9 protein-coding genes and 1 pseudogene are annotated in these 16,356 nt (G+C 44.4%); 5 read left to right on the top strand and 5 right to left on the bottom strand.

The window, feature by feature from the left end; translation table 11 throughout:
* Positions 1–4 precede the first annotated feature (4 nt).
* The 3 genes from Xenpb_RS12660 to Xenpb_RS12670 form a co-directional block, all read right to left on the bottom strand.
* On the bottom strand, positions 5–754 hold the full coding sequence (locus Xenpb_RS12660) for a MipA/OmpV family protein (RefSeq protein WP_187654655.1): 750 nt from the start codon (positions 752–754) through the stop codon (positions 5–7).
* A 408-nt stretch (positions 755–1,162) separates the two neighbouring features.
* Positions 1,163–2,230 (bottom strand): catabolic alanine racemase DadX, encoded by a 1,068-nt coding sequence (gene dadX, locus Xenpb_RS12665; RefSeq protein ID WP_187654656.1) that lies wholly within the window; start codon positions 2,228–2,230, stop codon positions 1,163–1,165.
* Positions 2,231–2,250: 20 nt separating this feature from the next.
* Positions 2,251–3,552 (bottom strand): D-amino acid dehydrogenase, encoded by a 1,302-nt coding sequence (locus tag Xenpb_RS12670; protein WP_187654657.1) that lies wholly within the window; start codon positions 3,550–3,552, stop codon positions 2,251–2,253.
* Positions 3,553–4,492: 940 nt separating this feature from the next.
* Between Xenpb_RS12670 and Xenpb_RS12675 the strand changes: the two genes are divergently transcribed.
* The 3 genes and pseudogenes from Xenpb_RS12675 (at position 4,493) to Xenpb_RS12685 (ending at position 7,138) form a co-directional block, all read left to right on the top strand.
* Complete coding sequence (locus tag Xenpb_RS12675; RefSeq protein ID WP_222942963.1) at positions 4,493–4,864, top strand: hypothetical protein; 372 nt, start codon at positions 4,493–4,495, stop codon at positions 4,862–4,864.
* A 189-nt stretch (positions 4,865–5,053) separates the two neighbouring features.
* A complete protein-coding gene (locus Xenpb_RS12680; protein ID WP_187654671.1) occupies positions 5,054–6,007 on the top strand; it encodes an Rpn family recombination-promoting nuclease/putative transposase in 954 nt (317 codons plus the stop codon).
* A gap of 212 nt (positions 6,008–6,219) precedes the next feature.
* Positions 6,220–7,138: pseudogene (locus Xenpb_RS12685) on the top strand (Rpn family recombination-promoting nuclease/putative transposase).
* A 128-nt stretch (positions 7,139–7,266) separates the two neighbouring features.
* On the opposite strand, the gene fadR reads toward Xenpb_RS12685, so the two are convergent.
* Entirely contained in the window at positions 7,267–7,989 is a 723-nt protein-coding gene (gene fadR, locus Xenpb_RS12690; protein WP_099114850.1) for a fatty acid metabolism transcriptional regulator FadR, read from the bottom strand.
* 264 nt (positions 7,990–8,253) lie between these two features.
* On the opposite strand from fadR, the gene nhaB reads away from it, so the two are divergent.
* Together nhaB and dsbB are read left to right on the top strand one after the other, a co-directional pair.
* Positions 8,254–9,798: a sodium/proton antiporter NhaB gene (gene nhaB / locus Xenpb_RS12695; RefSeq protein WP_187654659.1), complete on the top strand. Its 1,545-nt coding sequence runs from the start codon at positions 8,254–8,256 to the stop codon at positions 9,796–9,798.
* Positions 9,799–9,976: 178 nt separating this feature from the next.
* A complete protein-coding gene (gene dsbB, locus Xenpb_RS12700) occupies positions 9,977–10,495 on the top strand; it encodes a disulfide bond formation protein DsbB (protein ID WP_187654660.1) in 519 nt (172 codons plus the stop codon).
* A gap of 151 nt (positions 10,496–10,646) precedes the next feature.
* On the opposite strand, the gene Xenpb_RS12705 is transcribed toward dsbB, so the two are convergent.
* Positions 10,647–16,220: an inverse autotransporter beta domain-containing protein gene (locus Xenpb_RS12705; RefSeq protein WP_187654661.1), complete on the bottom strand. Its 5,574-nt coding sequence runs from the start codon at positions 16,218–16,220 to the stop codon at positions 10,647–10,649.
* Positions 16,221–16,356: the final 136 nt, after the last annotated feature.

Genomic DNA, 16,356 nt, shown 5'->3' on the forward strand with positions numbered 1-16,356 from the left:
AAAATCAAAACGTATAAGTAATACCGGACCAAATAATACCGGAGTATGAACGATTGATCATCGGACTATCTTTAATTTGATGAGGTAAGTATTCGACACGCCCTGCCATGAAGGCTGTCCAACTTTCATTAAGAGAATAATAACCAGATAATTCAAAATAAGGACTCCAGCTATCTCCTGGTGTGTATTCAGCTAACCCACTACGTGCCGACTCTCTTTTTGTTATGCCATAGCTATAGCGGTTCTGTTTTTTACTATCCCAAATTACACCAATGCCAGGCTTCAATACCCAATCACCTTGCTCAATACTATATAAATAGGAAAAGTCCGCTCGGATCCCCTTACTCTCTCCTAACATATCAGCAGCAACAGAAGCACGCAGTGTTCCCCAGTCTTCATGATGCTGATAAGTAAAGCCACCCATCATCGTGTCACGACGGCGATCCAACTTCTTCATTTGTTCATTTTTACTATCTTTGGGATGAAAGGCTTGCGGAGAATAAAAGACATCAACAGAGAGTTCATCTTTGGGTTGATTCCAGAGGTAATAACCAGCGGTCAACGTATGAAAATAAAAGTTTTCACTTTCATAAGAAACCATAGGAACGGGCAGAAAATTATCCTGCGCTTTCGCGCCCTTGTAAGGTTTAGCCTCATACACTGCCGACAAACCAACAGACCATTCACCAGCATATGTCACAGAAGAAAATAAGCACAGACCAGCTACAGCAACAAATACCTTATTTTTATTCATATTAAGTTATTTCCACTTTAATGAGTCTTTGTTAATTTAGTTTCCTGTAAAACAAATAGCTAAAAAACATTCGTATTAAAAACAAACACCAATATGCAAGGGTTGAAAAAGATCCCGCTGCATCTCAGTTTAACGATTAATCATACAGTATTAGATATATTTTGTGCTGCCCGCCACTCTGAAAAAATCACATCAAATATTGTGATCAGCACAGTTACTCAAAAATAAAAACTATCCAACGAGACAATTTATTAGGCATAAAATAATTAGGAATAGAATAATTTGACATAGAATAATCCAGAGAAAGCAAAATCCTCTGGATTATTTCAGCGATATAAGACTATTCAAAATACTTTAACCGAACAACATTACTTCCTCAGAAGATGGTATTCCGTTAAGAATAAGAAATTAAGTAACAGTGACAGGGACTCTTTTCGCTAAAGCACACAGGAGTTCATATCCAATAGTGCCTGCCGACTCGGCAACTTCATCCACTGGTAGTTTTGTTCCCCACAATTCGACAGTACTGCCTATGTTTGCCTGTGGGCATGGAGTCAGATCAACGGTCATCATGTCCATTGATATAGCGCCCAATAATTGAGTACGGATACCATCAACTATGACAGGGGTTCCCGTTGGAGCATGTCTCGGATATCCATCCGCATAGCCACATGCTACTGTGCCTACACGCATGGGTTTCTGAGTTGTATAGCGGCTGCCGTAGCCAATTTTTTCCCCTTTGGGAAGCTCGTGGACCGCAATGATTTCACTTTGCAACGTCATAGCTGGTTTCAATCCAATATCCGCAATATCACGCCACTTTCCGCTTGGAGATGCACCATAGAGAATAATGCCCGGACGAACCCAATCGCCATGTGTCTTCGGATACCACAAGACAGCGCCAGAGTTCGCCAAACAATGAGGAAGTGAGTTCATTTGCAAGCGTTCAACAACCGCAAATTGTTCATTAACACCAACCCCATTATCAGAATTGGCAAAATGAGTCATTAAAGTCACTGAATTGACGTTTTTAATCCCTCTCGCTTTTGAAACTACCTGCGGAAATTCTTCTGGTGTGAATCCTAACCGATTCATACCACTATTAAGTTTCAAATAGATATCAATGGGATTGTCCAACCTGGTTTTTTCTATCGCCTCAAGATGCCAATGACTATGTACTGCGGTTGTCAGACGATACTCATTAATAATGTCTAAATCCGATGGTTTGAAAAAACCTTCCAATAATAGGATTGGTCCCTGCCATCCTTGTTCTCTTAAATAAATAGCTTCATTCATATCGAGCAGTGCAAACCCATCTGTCTGTATGAGTGATTGCCATATTCTGTCCAATCCATGCCCATACGCATTCGCTTTCACTACCGACCAGACTTTACTGTTACCCACCCTTTGGCGAATAACCGATAAATTATGGTGGAATGCTTCGAGATGGATCGTTGCCAAAATAGGACGTGGCATAACGACCCCTTTTCTATGATTTATGCAGTATGTAAGTGAGGCTTCATTGGAAGCACTTTTATATTGAACCCATTAATATATCTAAATACAGAGAGATCATCTGCCGCAATATCAGGTTTCTTGCCTGAAATTAAATCAGCCAATAATTTTCCTGAACCACAAGCCATTGTCCAGCCTAGTGTTCCATGCCCGGTATTTAAATATAGATTCGAATATTTGGTTGGGCCAACGATAGGCGTCCCATCTGGCGTCATCGGACGTAAACCCGTCCAGAATGAAGCTTCTTCAATCTTGCCACCATTGTAGTAAAGATCTTGCACAACCATCTTCAGGGTTTCACAGCGATTTTGAAGAACGTCCAAATTAAAACCGACAACTTCTGCCATACCACCGACGCGAATACGATCATCAAAACGGGTAATGGCAATTTTGTACGTTTCATCAAGCGCCGTTGATACAGGTGCCCTTGATTCATCCATAATCGGCATCGTTAATGAATAGCCTTTCATTGGATAAACCGGAATTTTGACGAGATTTTTCAATATTTCAGTGGAATAAGAACCCATCGCCACCACATAATGATCAGCAGTCATCATGCCATCATCACATTGAATACCCGATACTTTATGCCCATCCACCAAAATCTGCTTAACGTGCTTATTAAAAATAAATTTCACGCCTGCATCTTCTGCCATTTTTGCCAATCGCTTGGTAAAAATCTGGCAATCACCCGTTTCATCATTTGGTAATTGCAACCCGCCGGTCAGTTTATGGAAAGTATGGGCAAGAGCGGGTTCCACAGTTGCTAATTGTTCGGCAGTCAATAACCGATAAGGCACCCCTTCTTGCTCTAACACAGCAATATCATTGGCAGCATTATCAAATTGCTTAGCTGTTCTGAACAGTTGCAGCGTTCCTCCCTGACGCCCTTCATATTGGATACCGGTATCTGCCCTTAATTGCTTAATACAGTCCCGGCTATATTCTGCCAAACGTACCATTCTGCTTTTATTCATAGCGTAATGGCTTGCATCACAATTACGCAGCATTTCCCACATCCAGCGTAATTGAAACAATGAACCATCAGGACGAATAGCCAAAGGTGCATGTCGTTGAAATATCCACTTTATTGCTTTAAGTGGGATCCCAGGAGCTCCCCAAGGTGTCGCGTACCCTGGTGATATTTGACCAGCGTTACCGGCACTCGTCTCTTCAGCGGCACTATTCTGGCGGTCAATGACAATAACTTCATGACCTTCCTGCGCAAGATACCACGCACTGGTTACGCCAATAACGCCACTGCCTAAAATAAGAACCTTCATTTTGCACTCCGTTGGTGAATCATTCTCACAAGCATAATATGCTAAAGATAAAAATCCAATACAGAATAATAGGCTGAAACATAATTAATCAACTTTTAGGATTCAAGTCACAACTTCATTACAAACTCAAGATAAGGCATTTATTTGCAATGAATGCAGAAATTCATAAATTTTAAATTAAATCAATAAAATAATATGGAATTAAATTCTACCAACCCCCTCTAACCTTCATCTTTCAAAGTGATTTTTGCGGCAAAAAAGAAACATTAAATTCACAATGCAAAATTACATTAAAAACCAACAAAAACAAAAAATACAAAATAAAATCTCGATCAAATATTCATTGGGTAGAATAATAATTTAAAAAATTGAATTATACAGTTGGATGAATTTTCAGCGTTAATTAAGGAGCCAAAAACATAAAGGTGTAAATAAGTTCAGAAAGAACTGGCAAGAAAATACAGAGCATTAGCTAAAACAGTATGTCTTGGGATAATGACCTTATTCATGCGATAAGCGCCAACTTTTTAATCTATTGATTTATAATAGCTTTCATCTATGTATCAAACACGGTCATTTTCGGCACGTCTAATAAAATATATGAACTCAGGCATCTATTGGCAGTTTTTTACTCTAAAACTCATCTCAAAATCAAAGTGACAAAAATTTTATAGCTACAAAAGTAAAAGGTTGTACGCTCGTATTAAAGGCATACTCAATGAGCATTAATTAAATACTTATCGAATATCTATTAAATATCAATAAAGTATCAAATGGATAACCCGCCAGCTTTGCTGCTTCAGCGACCGGAACTAGAAGCTGTGGTAGTTAAGATGGTTTATGGGAATTTGGTGGCTACAATCATAGTTATGAGGAGGGTTCTGATCCTGATGATGAATTGACCAAGGATGGTGTTTATATATATCCAGCATTATACCCATTGAGCAAGACAAAGCAAGCTGTCGCCTTGGTTTCGAAATGGGGAACGGCATATGCTGGCGGTGGTCGTGAAAAAGAATATGCTGATTTTATGATGATTAATAATGATGGTTCATATGAAGCGGCATTTAAAAATATTCATTTTTCATCAAGGGAAATGATAATGGCTTGCTTTTCTGAAGATGATTATGCAAAAAACTTGCATTGTCATGATGAAGGATGGAGCATCTTGAATCTGAAGTTCATTGATGATGGTAAAGAGTACTACTCATATAAATTTATAACAAAGTCATATGGTTGGCCTTCATTTACAGACGAGTCATCAATTAATGTTGAGACAAATGAAAACATTGCGTACCCATTCCAGCCATAATCTACTGAATAACCATGGATCTATATATGACGATAATTTGAAGAATATTTGAAACTGTTATCAAAATAGCATGTGAGTGGTTCTGTCACATTAAGCCCTGTTTGGATAATATAGCTTTTCAAGTAATTGTGTAATTGATTGTTTTTGGTATGTTTGATTTACCAACTAAAACAGGTGGTAAAATGGATGATGAAGAATAAAAAAACAACCCCTACCCCTCATGATGCCACGTTCAAAGGGTTTATGGCTCGGATCGAGAATGCCCGTGATTTTTTTGACATTCATCTGCCGGATAAAATCAAAAAGCTGTGTGATTTTAATACCTTAAGGCTGACTAATTCTTCATTTATTGACAGCCAGTTACGTTCAAGAATGTCCGATGTGCTCTATTCGGTGAAAACCCAACAGGGCGACGGTTATATTTATGTGCTGGTTGAACATCAGTCCACGCCCGATAAGATGATGGCATGGCGAATGATACATTATGCTTTTATGGCGATGAATCAGCATTTGCAGCAGGGAAATAAGGAATTGCCGCTGGTTGTACCCGTTTTGTTTTATCATGGCGATACCAGCCCTTATCCGTTCCAACAGGTCTGGACGCAATGCTTCTCATTGCCTAAACTGGCGGAGGAAATGTACTTCAACCCGTTTCCGCTGGTTGATGTGACCGTTATTGATGATAATGAACTGGTCAGTCACCGCAAAATCGCCGTGATGGAGCTGGCGATGAAGCACAAGAATTTGCGTGAGGGTTTTAAAACGGTGACTACTCTGTTAGCTCATGCCCTCAAACATAACTATAATAGTGATAACGATGTTGTGACTATTCTGAACTACCTGTTTGTGACGATGGATTCGCCACATTTTGAACAGGTGATCCAGCAACTAATAGAACAGGCAGAGAGTCATCAGGAGGTCATCATGAGTATTGCACAACGATTGCAGGAAAAAGGGCGGGAAGAAGGTATTCAACAGGGGATGTTGCAAGGTATGCAACAAGGTATGCAACAAGGTATACGGCAAGGTGAAAAACAGGCCTCAGTTAATATTGCCCGTACCCTCTTAAAAAATGGCGTCAGTATTGAACTGGTTATGGAAAGTACCGGCCTGAGCCGTGATGAACTGCTTTCCCTGCAATAATACTTCTTTTCTTCTTGTTGTCTTTTTACCCGCTTTTCAGGGCGGGTAAGTGCAGACGGCCTGCAAACGAAAACCGTTCTACCTGCAATCAATAGCGGTTCGGGACCCAAATTAGCTGAGACTGACGATGGTAGTTCTCGAAAAAACAACAGAGGCTATTTATTGAAGCGTTAAGTCATGTAACCAAGGCAGAACAATCCTGATAAGAAAAAATGAAGAATAAAAAAACAACCCCTACCCCTCATGATGCCACGTTCAAAGGGTTTATGGCTCGGATCGAGAATGCCCGCGATTTTTTTGACATTCATCTGCCGGATAAAATCAAGAAGCTGTGTGATTTTAATACCTTAAGATTGACTAATTCTTCATTTATTGACAGCCAGTTACGTTCAAGGATGTCCGATGTGCTCTATTCGGTGAAAACCCAACAAGGTGACGGTTATATTTATGTGCTGGTTGAACATCAGTCCACACCGGATAAAATGATGGCATGGCGAATGATACATTATGCTTTTATGGCGATGAATCAACATTTGCAGCAGGGAAATAAGGAATTGCCGCTGGTTGTACCCGTTTTATTTTATCATGGCGATACCAGCCCTTATCCGTTCCAACAGGTCTGGACGCAATGCTTCTCATTGCCTAAACTGGCGGAGGAAATGTACTTCAACCCGTTTCCGCTGGTTGATGTGACCGTTATTGATGATAATGAACTGGTCAGTCACCGCAAAATCGCCGTGATGGAGCTGGCGATGAAGCACAAGAATTTGCGTGAGGGTTTTAAAACGGTGACTACACTGTTGGCTCATGCCCTCAAACATAACTATAATAGTGACAACGATGTTGTGACTATTCTGAACTACCTGTTTGTGACGATGGATTCGCCACATTTTGAACAGGTGATCCAGCAATTAATAGAACAGGCAGGGAGTCATCATGAGTATTGCACAACGATTGCAGGAAAAAGGTCGGGAAGAAGGTATTCAACAGGGAATGTTGCAAGGTATACGGCAAGGTGAAAAACAGGCCTCAGTTAATATTGCCCGTACCCTCTTAAAACGTGGTGACAGTATTGAACTGGTTATGGAAATTACCGGCCTGAGCCGTGAAGAACTGCTTTTCCTGCAATAACACTTCTTTTCTTGTTGTTGTCTCCTTACCCGCTTTTCAGGGCGGGTATATAGAACATGACTATGTAACCGGGGAGAACAAGCGTCATCAACAACGCATCAAGTCAAAGAATAATATAAAAAGTATAATCAGCCGAAATGTGCTTCTGTTAATTCATTGATCATGGCACTTTGCATACCATGCCAGATAATCCCACTGTCTTTACCATAATTACGCACACAATCCATGATTTTGTCATACGATTGTTCCTGACACAGTAAACCCAACTGTTGGTAGAAATTCATTGCCAGCTTACGTGCTTCAGGGCTGGAGAAATAATAACGACCAACACGGGTATATAACCCTTTCAGTCCATTAATAATCAAACCATAGATCGGGTTGCCTGATGCGAAGGCCAAGCCACGGAAAATATTATAATCCACAGAACTGAAAGACTCGGCGGTATCTTCCACATTTTCTTTTTCTGCCAGAACTTCCAGTGATTTTTCAGGATTATGTCTGAACGCAGTACGAATAAAGATAGCGGCGATATTCGTTCTCACCGCCAATAAATTGTCGATTAACTGGGGAACGCGATCATGATCAAGACGCGCCAAGGTTTCCAGAATATTAAGACCGGATGTTTCCCAGAAGTTATTGACCTTTGTTGGTTTTCCATGCTGAATAGTCAACCAGCCATCACGGGCAAGGCGCTGCAACACTTCACGCAAAGTCGTACGGGTGACACCGATCAATTCAGATAATTCACGCTCTGCTGGCAGTATGGAACCGGGTGGAAAGCGATTATTCCAAATACTTTCAATGATATACTCTTCCGCAAAACTCGCAGGACTTTGAGCCTTAATTACCATAATTTTAATTATTCCAAAGCAGTTTTCTTGGCTAATAATAGCTGTTGATCATACCAGAATGTGTTTGTCCGACATAGTTACCTGGTAAATAAACCGTGAAAGAGTGAAAGGGTTCATAAAAAACTCAGTCATTCACGGATTAATTATGCGCTGATACCCTTAAATTGCTATCGTGTTGAGCGTACTATGGCTTAGTTTTGGATTGTCCAGATTTGGCGATTTAGATTTATTCCACGTATCTACTAAAGAGGAATGTTAACAATAATGGAAATCAGTATACGACGTGCAGTGGTGAAAAACTTTCTCGGCAATTCGCCGGATTGGTACAAACTGGCTATCATTGTCTTTCTTATCATCAATCCACTGGTTTATTTTTTTGTCAGCCCTTTTATTGCTGGCTGGATGCTCGTTGTTGAGTTTATCTTCACTCTGGCAATGGCATTGAAGTGTTATCCTTTGCAACCCGGCGGGTTACTTGCCATTGAAGCCGTCATCATCGGAATGACTTCGCCAAAACAGATAGGCCATGAAATCAGCAACAATCTGGAAGTCATTTTACTCTTGATTTTCATGGTTGCGGGTATTTATTTCATGAAACAGCTCTTGCTGTTTGTTTTCACGAAGCTGTTATTAAGCATCCGCTCCAAGAAAATGCTGGCACTGGCGTTTTGCCTGGCAAGTGCTTTTTTATCTGCCTTTCTTGATGCCCTGACCGTCATTGCTGTTGTGATCAGTGTTTCAGTCGGATTTTATGCCATCTACCACCAATTCCTTTCCCAAAATGGCAGTTCTGAACTCAATGACGATAAATTCATTGATAGCGAAGATAAAAAGCAGACACTGGAACAGTTTCGTGCCTTTCTGCGCAGCCTGATGATGCACGCAGGTATTGGTACTGCTCTGGGTGGCGTAATGACCATGGTCGGTGAGCCACAAAACCTGATTATTGCCAAGCACGTTGGCTGGGATTTTGTCACCTTCTTTATTCGTATGTCACCAGTCACCGTTCCGGTGTTTGTTTGTGGCCTGCTGGTTTGTTTGCTGGTTGAACACTTTAAACTGTTTGGTTACGGCGCTGAATTACCGGAACGTGTTCGCTCAGTGTTAGAAGACTATGACCAGAAAGCCAGTGAAAAGCGTACCCGTCAGGAAAAAGTTCAGCTCGCCGTGCAGGCGTTAATTGGCATTTGGCTGATTGTGGCACTGGCTTTCCATTTAGCCGAAGTGGGCTTGATTGGCCTGTCAGTGATTATTCTCACGACTGCACTCTGTGGTATCACTGAAGAACACGCCTTGGGTAAAGCATTCGAAGAAGCCCTGCCGTTTACTGCATTGCTAACGGTATTCTTCTCTGTGGTTGCCGTGATTGTTGACCAACAACTGTTTACGCCATTCATTCAATTTGTCTTGCAGTCTTCGCCGGCTTCGCAGCTTTCCTTATTCTATCTGTTCAACGGCTTGCTTTCTGCTGTTTCTGATAACGTCTTCGTTGGTACGGTGTATATTAATGAAGCTCTGACCGCCCTGAAAAACGGTCTGATTTCACAACAACAGTATGAATATTTGGCAGTTGCCATCAATACAGGAACTAACTTGCCTTCTGTCGCAACACCCAATGGGCAAGCCGCTTTCCTGTTCTTACTGACTTCTGCCCTGTCTCCGTTGATTCGTCTCTCTTATGGCCGCATGGTGATGATGGCACTGCCTTATACTATTGTGATGACATTAGTCGGTTTGCTGAGCGTTGAGTTTTGGTTGGTTCCTGCCACTGAATATCTCACCAAACTGGGTTTGATTGCACCGCTATAACTGTTAACAGAATTGACTGTTGTATCCTGCCGGATAATGTGTAAGACCACACTATCCGGTTTTTTGTTAACGTTCTTCCTGAAAAAATAGCGCAGTTGACTTTAATTTTATTTTTTTATGGCGGATGAAAAGGCACAATAAGCCAATTATTTATCTTTAATAAATGGGAAGAACAAAAATGTTCCAGTTTTTAAAACAGCGTTCCCAAGGGCGAGGTGCATGGCTATTAATGGCGCTGACAGCTCTTATCTTAGAAGCCACCGCACTCTATTTTCAGCATGTTATGCAGTTACAACCTTGTGTTATGTGTATTTATGAGCGTGTTGCCCTGTTTGGTATTTTGGGAGCGGCATTGCTTGGCACCATTGCCCCTAAAACCCCTTTGCGCTGGCTGGCAATATTGTTATGGATTTACAGCGCATGGCAAGGATTGCAACTGGCATGGGATCACACCATGATGCAGTTACACCCTTCTCCCTTTAATACCTGCGATTTCTTTGTCAGTTTCCCGTCCTGGTTGCCGTTGCATGAGTGGCTGCCTTCGGTATTTCAGGCCTATGGGGATTGTTCGGTGAAACAGTGGGAATTGTTAACACTGGATATGCCGCAATGGCTGATTGGTATTTTTGCGGCTTATTTAGTGGTGGGTGTGTTGGTGTTAGTGAGTCAGGTTTTTCGGATTAAGAGTAGGTACTGAGAATAAAAACTGCCCCTTGGTTTTGGCAGGGATAACGTTAGGGGCAGTTTTAAATTGAACAACTACACTTAAAAGTTCCTGAAATTGGGCGTCTTAATCATAACCATCCACCAAATCTCAAGTAATTCACTTCTCCTCAGATAAACTCCAACTAATTAGAATCACGACATGCAACGAACCGATTACTAGCATCATTACCATTAATTACTGAACCATCCCAAAGACTAACTAAGGTTCGATTTCCATCAGAACCAATAGTGGATGAGTAATATTGCCAATCTGTAGGCCAGCCATATCTCTTATATATCTCATCATTTGGATGGTTGTTATATAAATCAACTAATAGTTTTTGACTTGGCAAAATTTTATTTTTTCTAGTACAGGGGGTGTTAGCTATACTAGCTTTAAAATATGCCCAATCCTCATTATCCAAAGTTCCATCCTCGTCTTTACTTCCAGGATATTCCTTATGTAATGGAGTCCGATAAAATTTTATTCCATTAAGTTCGATATATTCAGCCATATGCCCCCAATAATTAGCCACCGATACATCAGGGCTGGTAATCACCGTAAAGGTAACATCCTGTGATTTCTCACTTGTAACCCCCTGCGCTGTCACTTTCAACGTTGTCTTCACCCCTTTCCCATTAGAATCAGTCATCTTGATTACAAGCTCACCATGCTCATCCGTATGACCAGAATATGTATTCCCTTGTCCTTTAGATAAAACCCCCTTCTGCACTTCCAGTTCTGCGGTAGGTGTTTCTTTGGCTTTCTGATAACGACTGACCGCAGACAGATTAATGGTCACCGGTACACCACCAATCGGTTTTTTATCCTTTTGGGTTTTGATCGTTAACTCAATCGGCTCAGCGATATTATCAACCAGATCGATTTTGGCTTTGGCGGTGGTTTTATCCGCATCGACGCTAAAGTCATCTGCAATGCCTTTCATCGTTCCATCCGAATTCACCCCCGATAGGTCGGAGAATTTCGCGGTATCCGTTGATACTGTATTACCTATTCCTTTATCATCATTTGGATTGATCTCACTGTAACCATTGCGGCCCTGAATACTCAGTCCAATCAACTTACCTGCGTACTCTGGTTTCAATGGAAAATCAGGGACACGATGAGGTTGCTGGTGAGGATCTTGATTTTTCTCCACATGTTGGGCGTTGGCTATTTCAATATCTGTTTGGTTTTCTTCTCCCAGTAAAAATGTGCCCCATTGATAATGGGATCTGTCTTCCGTATTCCCATTGTTAGGATCAAATTTATAAGTGGCTGTAAGTACAGTGCCATCGCCTGACAGGTTTAACTTCAAATCACTTATCTGCGGCCCATTATCAGGGTTAATAATCCGACCTTCACCATTGCCCGCTCCCGACATGTCTTTATTGCCATTCCCTGCATCTTCACCCTGACTTGAGTTTACGGTAAGGATTTGGTCAGTAAGCAGGTTCCCATTGTGTCTTGCCTGTACCTTAATTTCGATAAACTTGCCAACATCTTCCAAAGAAACTTTATGGGGTGGCACCTTACCATTGCCAATCACTGTTCCCCCCGTTATTTTATGGGGTGTTTCTGTAATGGGTTTACCATCTACCGTGCTGTCTAAGCGGCTCCATGTGTACTCGGAGGTATCTTTCGGATCGCCAGTATTGGCATCAAAGGAATAAGTGGCGGTCAACTCTTTGCCGATATCAAGATACCCTCCCAATATCAGTTCCTTGATAATTGGCTTCGCATCCGGATTCACAATAGTTCCGGTAGGATTGCCATCCTTATCCTGACCACCACTGGTGGTTTTGTTCAAAGGGTCTTTCGGGTCTGTGGTTACCGTCGCAATGCCTTCCTGATTATCCTGCCCTGCTCCGTTAACTGGCAGAATAGAAATGACGATCACCTTACCGGCAATCTTCGTGGCATCCGTTTTTTCCAGTGTGACAACAGCCTGCCCGTTCTGTCTCCCCTGACTGGTGTTGGTAATATCTTTCCAGTCAGTTACGGTTTCGCCTTTCACTGTCCAGGCAGTGCGTGATTTATCTTTTGCATCCCCGCCGTTGGGTTCAAATTGGTAACTGGCCGTTAAGGTCGTCGGTAATGTCAGATTACCAGTCAACTCAACAATGTTCACCAGCGGTTTGGCCTCCGGATCAGCCACGCCACCGTTGCCATTGCTCCCGGTAATGCCTTGGTTAAATTTCGGATCATTCACATCGGCAGTCAGCGGTGCCTTAGCCCGTAAATTCGCCTCATTCGCTGCCAGTATCGACACTTCCAGTACCTTGCCGATATCGCTGCTTTCAATGGTGTATTTCACCTTGTCCTTATCCGCCGCACCGGTGGCAACCCGCCCTTCGCCGTTTTTCTGCGCCAATTCTATCGGCTCTTTTACCCCCGCTTCATCGGCTAACTTCATCACCCGTTTCGCTGTCGTGCCTTTCTCTCCCCAGACATAAAACGAGCGGTCAGTGGTGTTGCCGTCTTTGGCCTCAAACTGATAAAGGGCATGCAGGACGCCGTTGACATGCAAAACCCCTTCCAGTTGCAGGCCACTGATGCCGGGCGCTTTGTTTTCATCAAACTCAATTACCGTCTCCTGTTTTCTGTCCGTGCCGTCCACGGCCGTGGTCAATGTCCAGTTACCGGTTTTCCGCCCGGCGGTCACGACGACTTCATAGATCCCGTCTGACACCTCTTTAACGTCACTTATCTGTGGATCTTTACCTTCCCCCTGCAATTGCCCTGATGCAGAGACACTGATGCTGTCTTTTGCCCCCGTTACCGGTTTGCCCTGTTTATCTTTCAATACAACCCGTAAAGTTTTGGTGGAAACGCCATCCGCCGCCAGTGCATTACTGCCGTCTGTCGGCTCAACGGCGGGGCTGTTGCTATCCAATATATCCGCCAGCGTTTGACCGAAGTTAATGGTGGCAGCGCGTTTCAGCCGCTTACCGAACACTTCGGGGGTCAGCGTCCATTTGCCTTTTTTCGCTCCGGCGGTGACAGGCACTTCATACAGGCCACTGCCCGGCGGGACTTCTCTGGCTTTGCCGTAAACCGGCAGGGTTTCACCTTTGCCATACAACTCATGGTTGTCCGGTATCAGGTTAATACTGTTTTCTGCCCCGGTAATCGGGTGACCATTGATGTCTTTCAGGTTCAGCCTGATGACGGTGGTATCCCCCTCATTGGGCAGATCACCTTTTTCCGCTACAAATTCGGATTTATCCGGGTCAACCAGCTCCGCTTTTGACGCACCAAAGGTGATTTCCGTCGGCGTTTCCAGTGGCTTGCCCTCTACTTTGGTCGTGATTTTCCACGGGCCGGTTTTATCGCCGGCTTTGACTTTCACCTTATAAATGCCGCTGCCCGCCGGCTCTTCCCAAACTTTATCAATAGTGGGTTTATTTTTGCCGTCACCTGTCAGCGTATCGCCGTTGTCTTCAAACGTGATACTGTCTTTAGCATTCGGGATAGGATTGCCGGATTTGTCCTTAAGATGGAGGGTCAGGACGGTGCTGTCCTCGTTATTGGCCGCCAATACGTTGGTTTCCGGCGTAAACTGTGAACCTTTAGTATCCACAATGTCCGTCAGAGACTGACCAAAGGTGATGGTGGCGGGTTTCAGCGCCTTGCCATCCACGCTCGGCGTAATTTTCCAGGTGCCTTTTTTCTTGCCGGCAGTCACCTTGGCTTTATAGATACCGCTGCCAGTCGGATCTTCTCTCACCTCACCCAATGAAGGATAAGGTGGTTCACCGTACAGTTCGCTGTTATCCTTATCCAGTGTGATTTTATCGGCCGCCCCCGTAATGGGGTTACCGTCCTTGTCTTTCAGGTTCAAGATGATGTCGGTTGTGTCACCTTCCTTGTTCAGGGTGCCCGCTTCCGGCTTAAATTCAGTGCGATCGGCATCTATCATGTTTGCCAGTGAATCACCGAAATCAATGACCGTGGGTGTCAGGGCATGGCCGTCAACGTTAGGCGTGATAGTCCATTTACCGTGTTTAGTCCCGGCGGTGGCGGTCACTTCATAAATCCCGCTGCCTTCCGGCACTTCTTTCACTTCTGTTCCCAGTGCCGGGTCTTTGCCGTCACCGGTCAGTTTGGTCTTATCATCAGTCAGTTTGATATTGCCCGCAGCCCCGGTCACCGGCTTGCCGTCTTTGTCGGTCAGTTTCAGGCGGATAACCGTCTGGGTTTTTCCGTCAGCCACCATCGATTTATTGGCGGGTTCGAATCCCGAATCGGCCGGATTGACCGCGGAAGAGAGCACCTGTATCTGGGTTTCCATCCGGTCAGAGGCATTACCCTGTGTATCATAGGCGATACCGGATAAGGTATAAGTATTGTTGCCTTTCTCATGGAACGGTGGCAGGGTCAGCAGGTAATGGGTGCCGCCGCGAACGGGTTCAGCGGCGAAACTGGCTGATCGCGCCGAAGCATTCGCACTTTCCAGCTTGCCACCGCCTGCCACCAGACCGGCGGTATCCCAGATAATCTCTTTCAGGCCATGTTTGGCACTGACATTGATATTCAGCGGGATGACCGCACCGCCACGCCCGCTAATCCGGTTTTCCATCATCAGGCGTATCAGGTTTTTCTTGCGGTACTCCAGTACGATTTGGTTATTACGCTCGACCAAATCATAACGCCCGCCTTGCAGGCTGCGCTTGAAGGCCACGACAGACGGGTCAACCTGTCTTGACCACGGTGTGCCAATTTCATAATTCAGGCCAAGGTTAAACAGCGTTTCCCCACCGCCAGAGGTGCTTTGTTTGCGGTCAAGCCCCAGTGTCACCAGCGGAATGGGGGTATAGTTCATCCCCAGTGTAAAGGCCGCCGGGTTTTTCTGCCGGCGTGTTTCGCTCAGTAACCCGACTTCATCCCCAAAATACTGCTCATAGATTAGCTTTCCCCCCAGTTGCGGGTAGGCAGGAATATACCCTTCGCCGCGCAGGTCAAACCCGTTGGCGGGGCGCTCATCGTAATCTTTCAGTTTCTTGCCATCTTTCCAGCCGCTGGCACGGAAATAACCGTTCGCTCCGAATTTCATAAAGTCACGGGCATATTCGGCCCCCACCCCGAAGCGGGTATGGTCACGGGTGATGTCGTGGTCAAGAAAGGCGTTATAACCAAACATACCGCCATCAAGGAAATGGCGCTGCCCTAGCCCCCAGTTGGCGGTGGTGCGGCTGTCAATATGGCGCAGGCCGAACTGGGTAAAAGCCATCCGTTTTTCGGTGTCATACAGCGGCAGCAGCATATCAAACTGGCTGCCATCCAGTCGCCCGCGGTCATCCACATTGGCCTGTAATTTAACAGTGCCGTACCGTCGCAGCCAGTTCTGCACCGCCTGATTGGCCTCACTGACCGCCATACCGCGTAACTGGCTCTTGGTGCTGTCCACCAGATTGCCGCTTTTCAGCATTCCCGCGGCACGGGAGGCGACACCCGCCAGCCAACGCTCGGTATTGTCTCCGGCATCGGCGGGGGGTACGTCATGGCTGGCGGCTTGTTTCAGGCTGTCCGCCAGTATCCGACGGGATTGGGATGGAGGCACATCAATTTCATCGCCGATTCTGGCGGCTGCCACGGCAGGGGTAAACGCCCCCGCCACGGGAAATAAAATCTGGGCAACGATATTCACCCATGCCACCTGTTTCAGCCGATGGCGTTGTTTTTTTGTCCACTGCCTGTCGTGTTTCTTTAGCATATTTATCAACCTTCCGAATCAACATTATTCCCACCAGACACCATTAAGCGTCGGTGCTATTGACTCATCCCGGAGCGGTGTGACTATCCCCTCGGCGAATTGACAATTAGTACCAAACTGTTAACTAAGGACTTTT

Origin of the sequence: Xenorhabdus sp. PB62.4 (genome assembly GCF_014467285.1) — a bacterium.
Lineage (GTDB): Bacteria > Pseudomonadota > Gammaproteobacteria > Enterobacterales > Enterobacteriaceae > Xenorhabdus.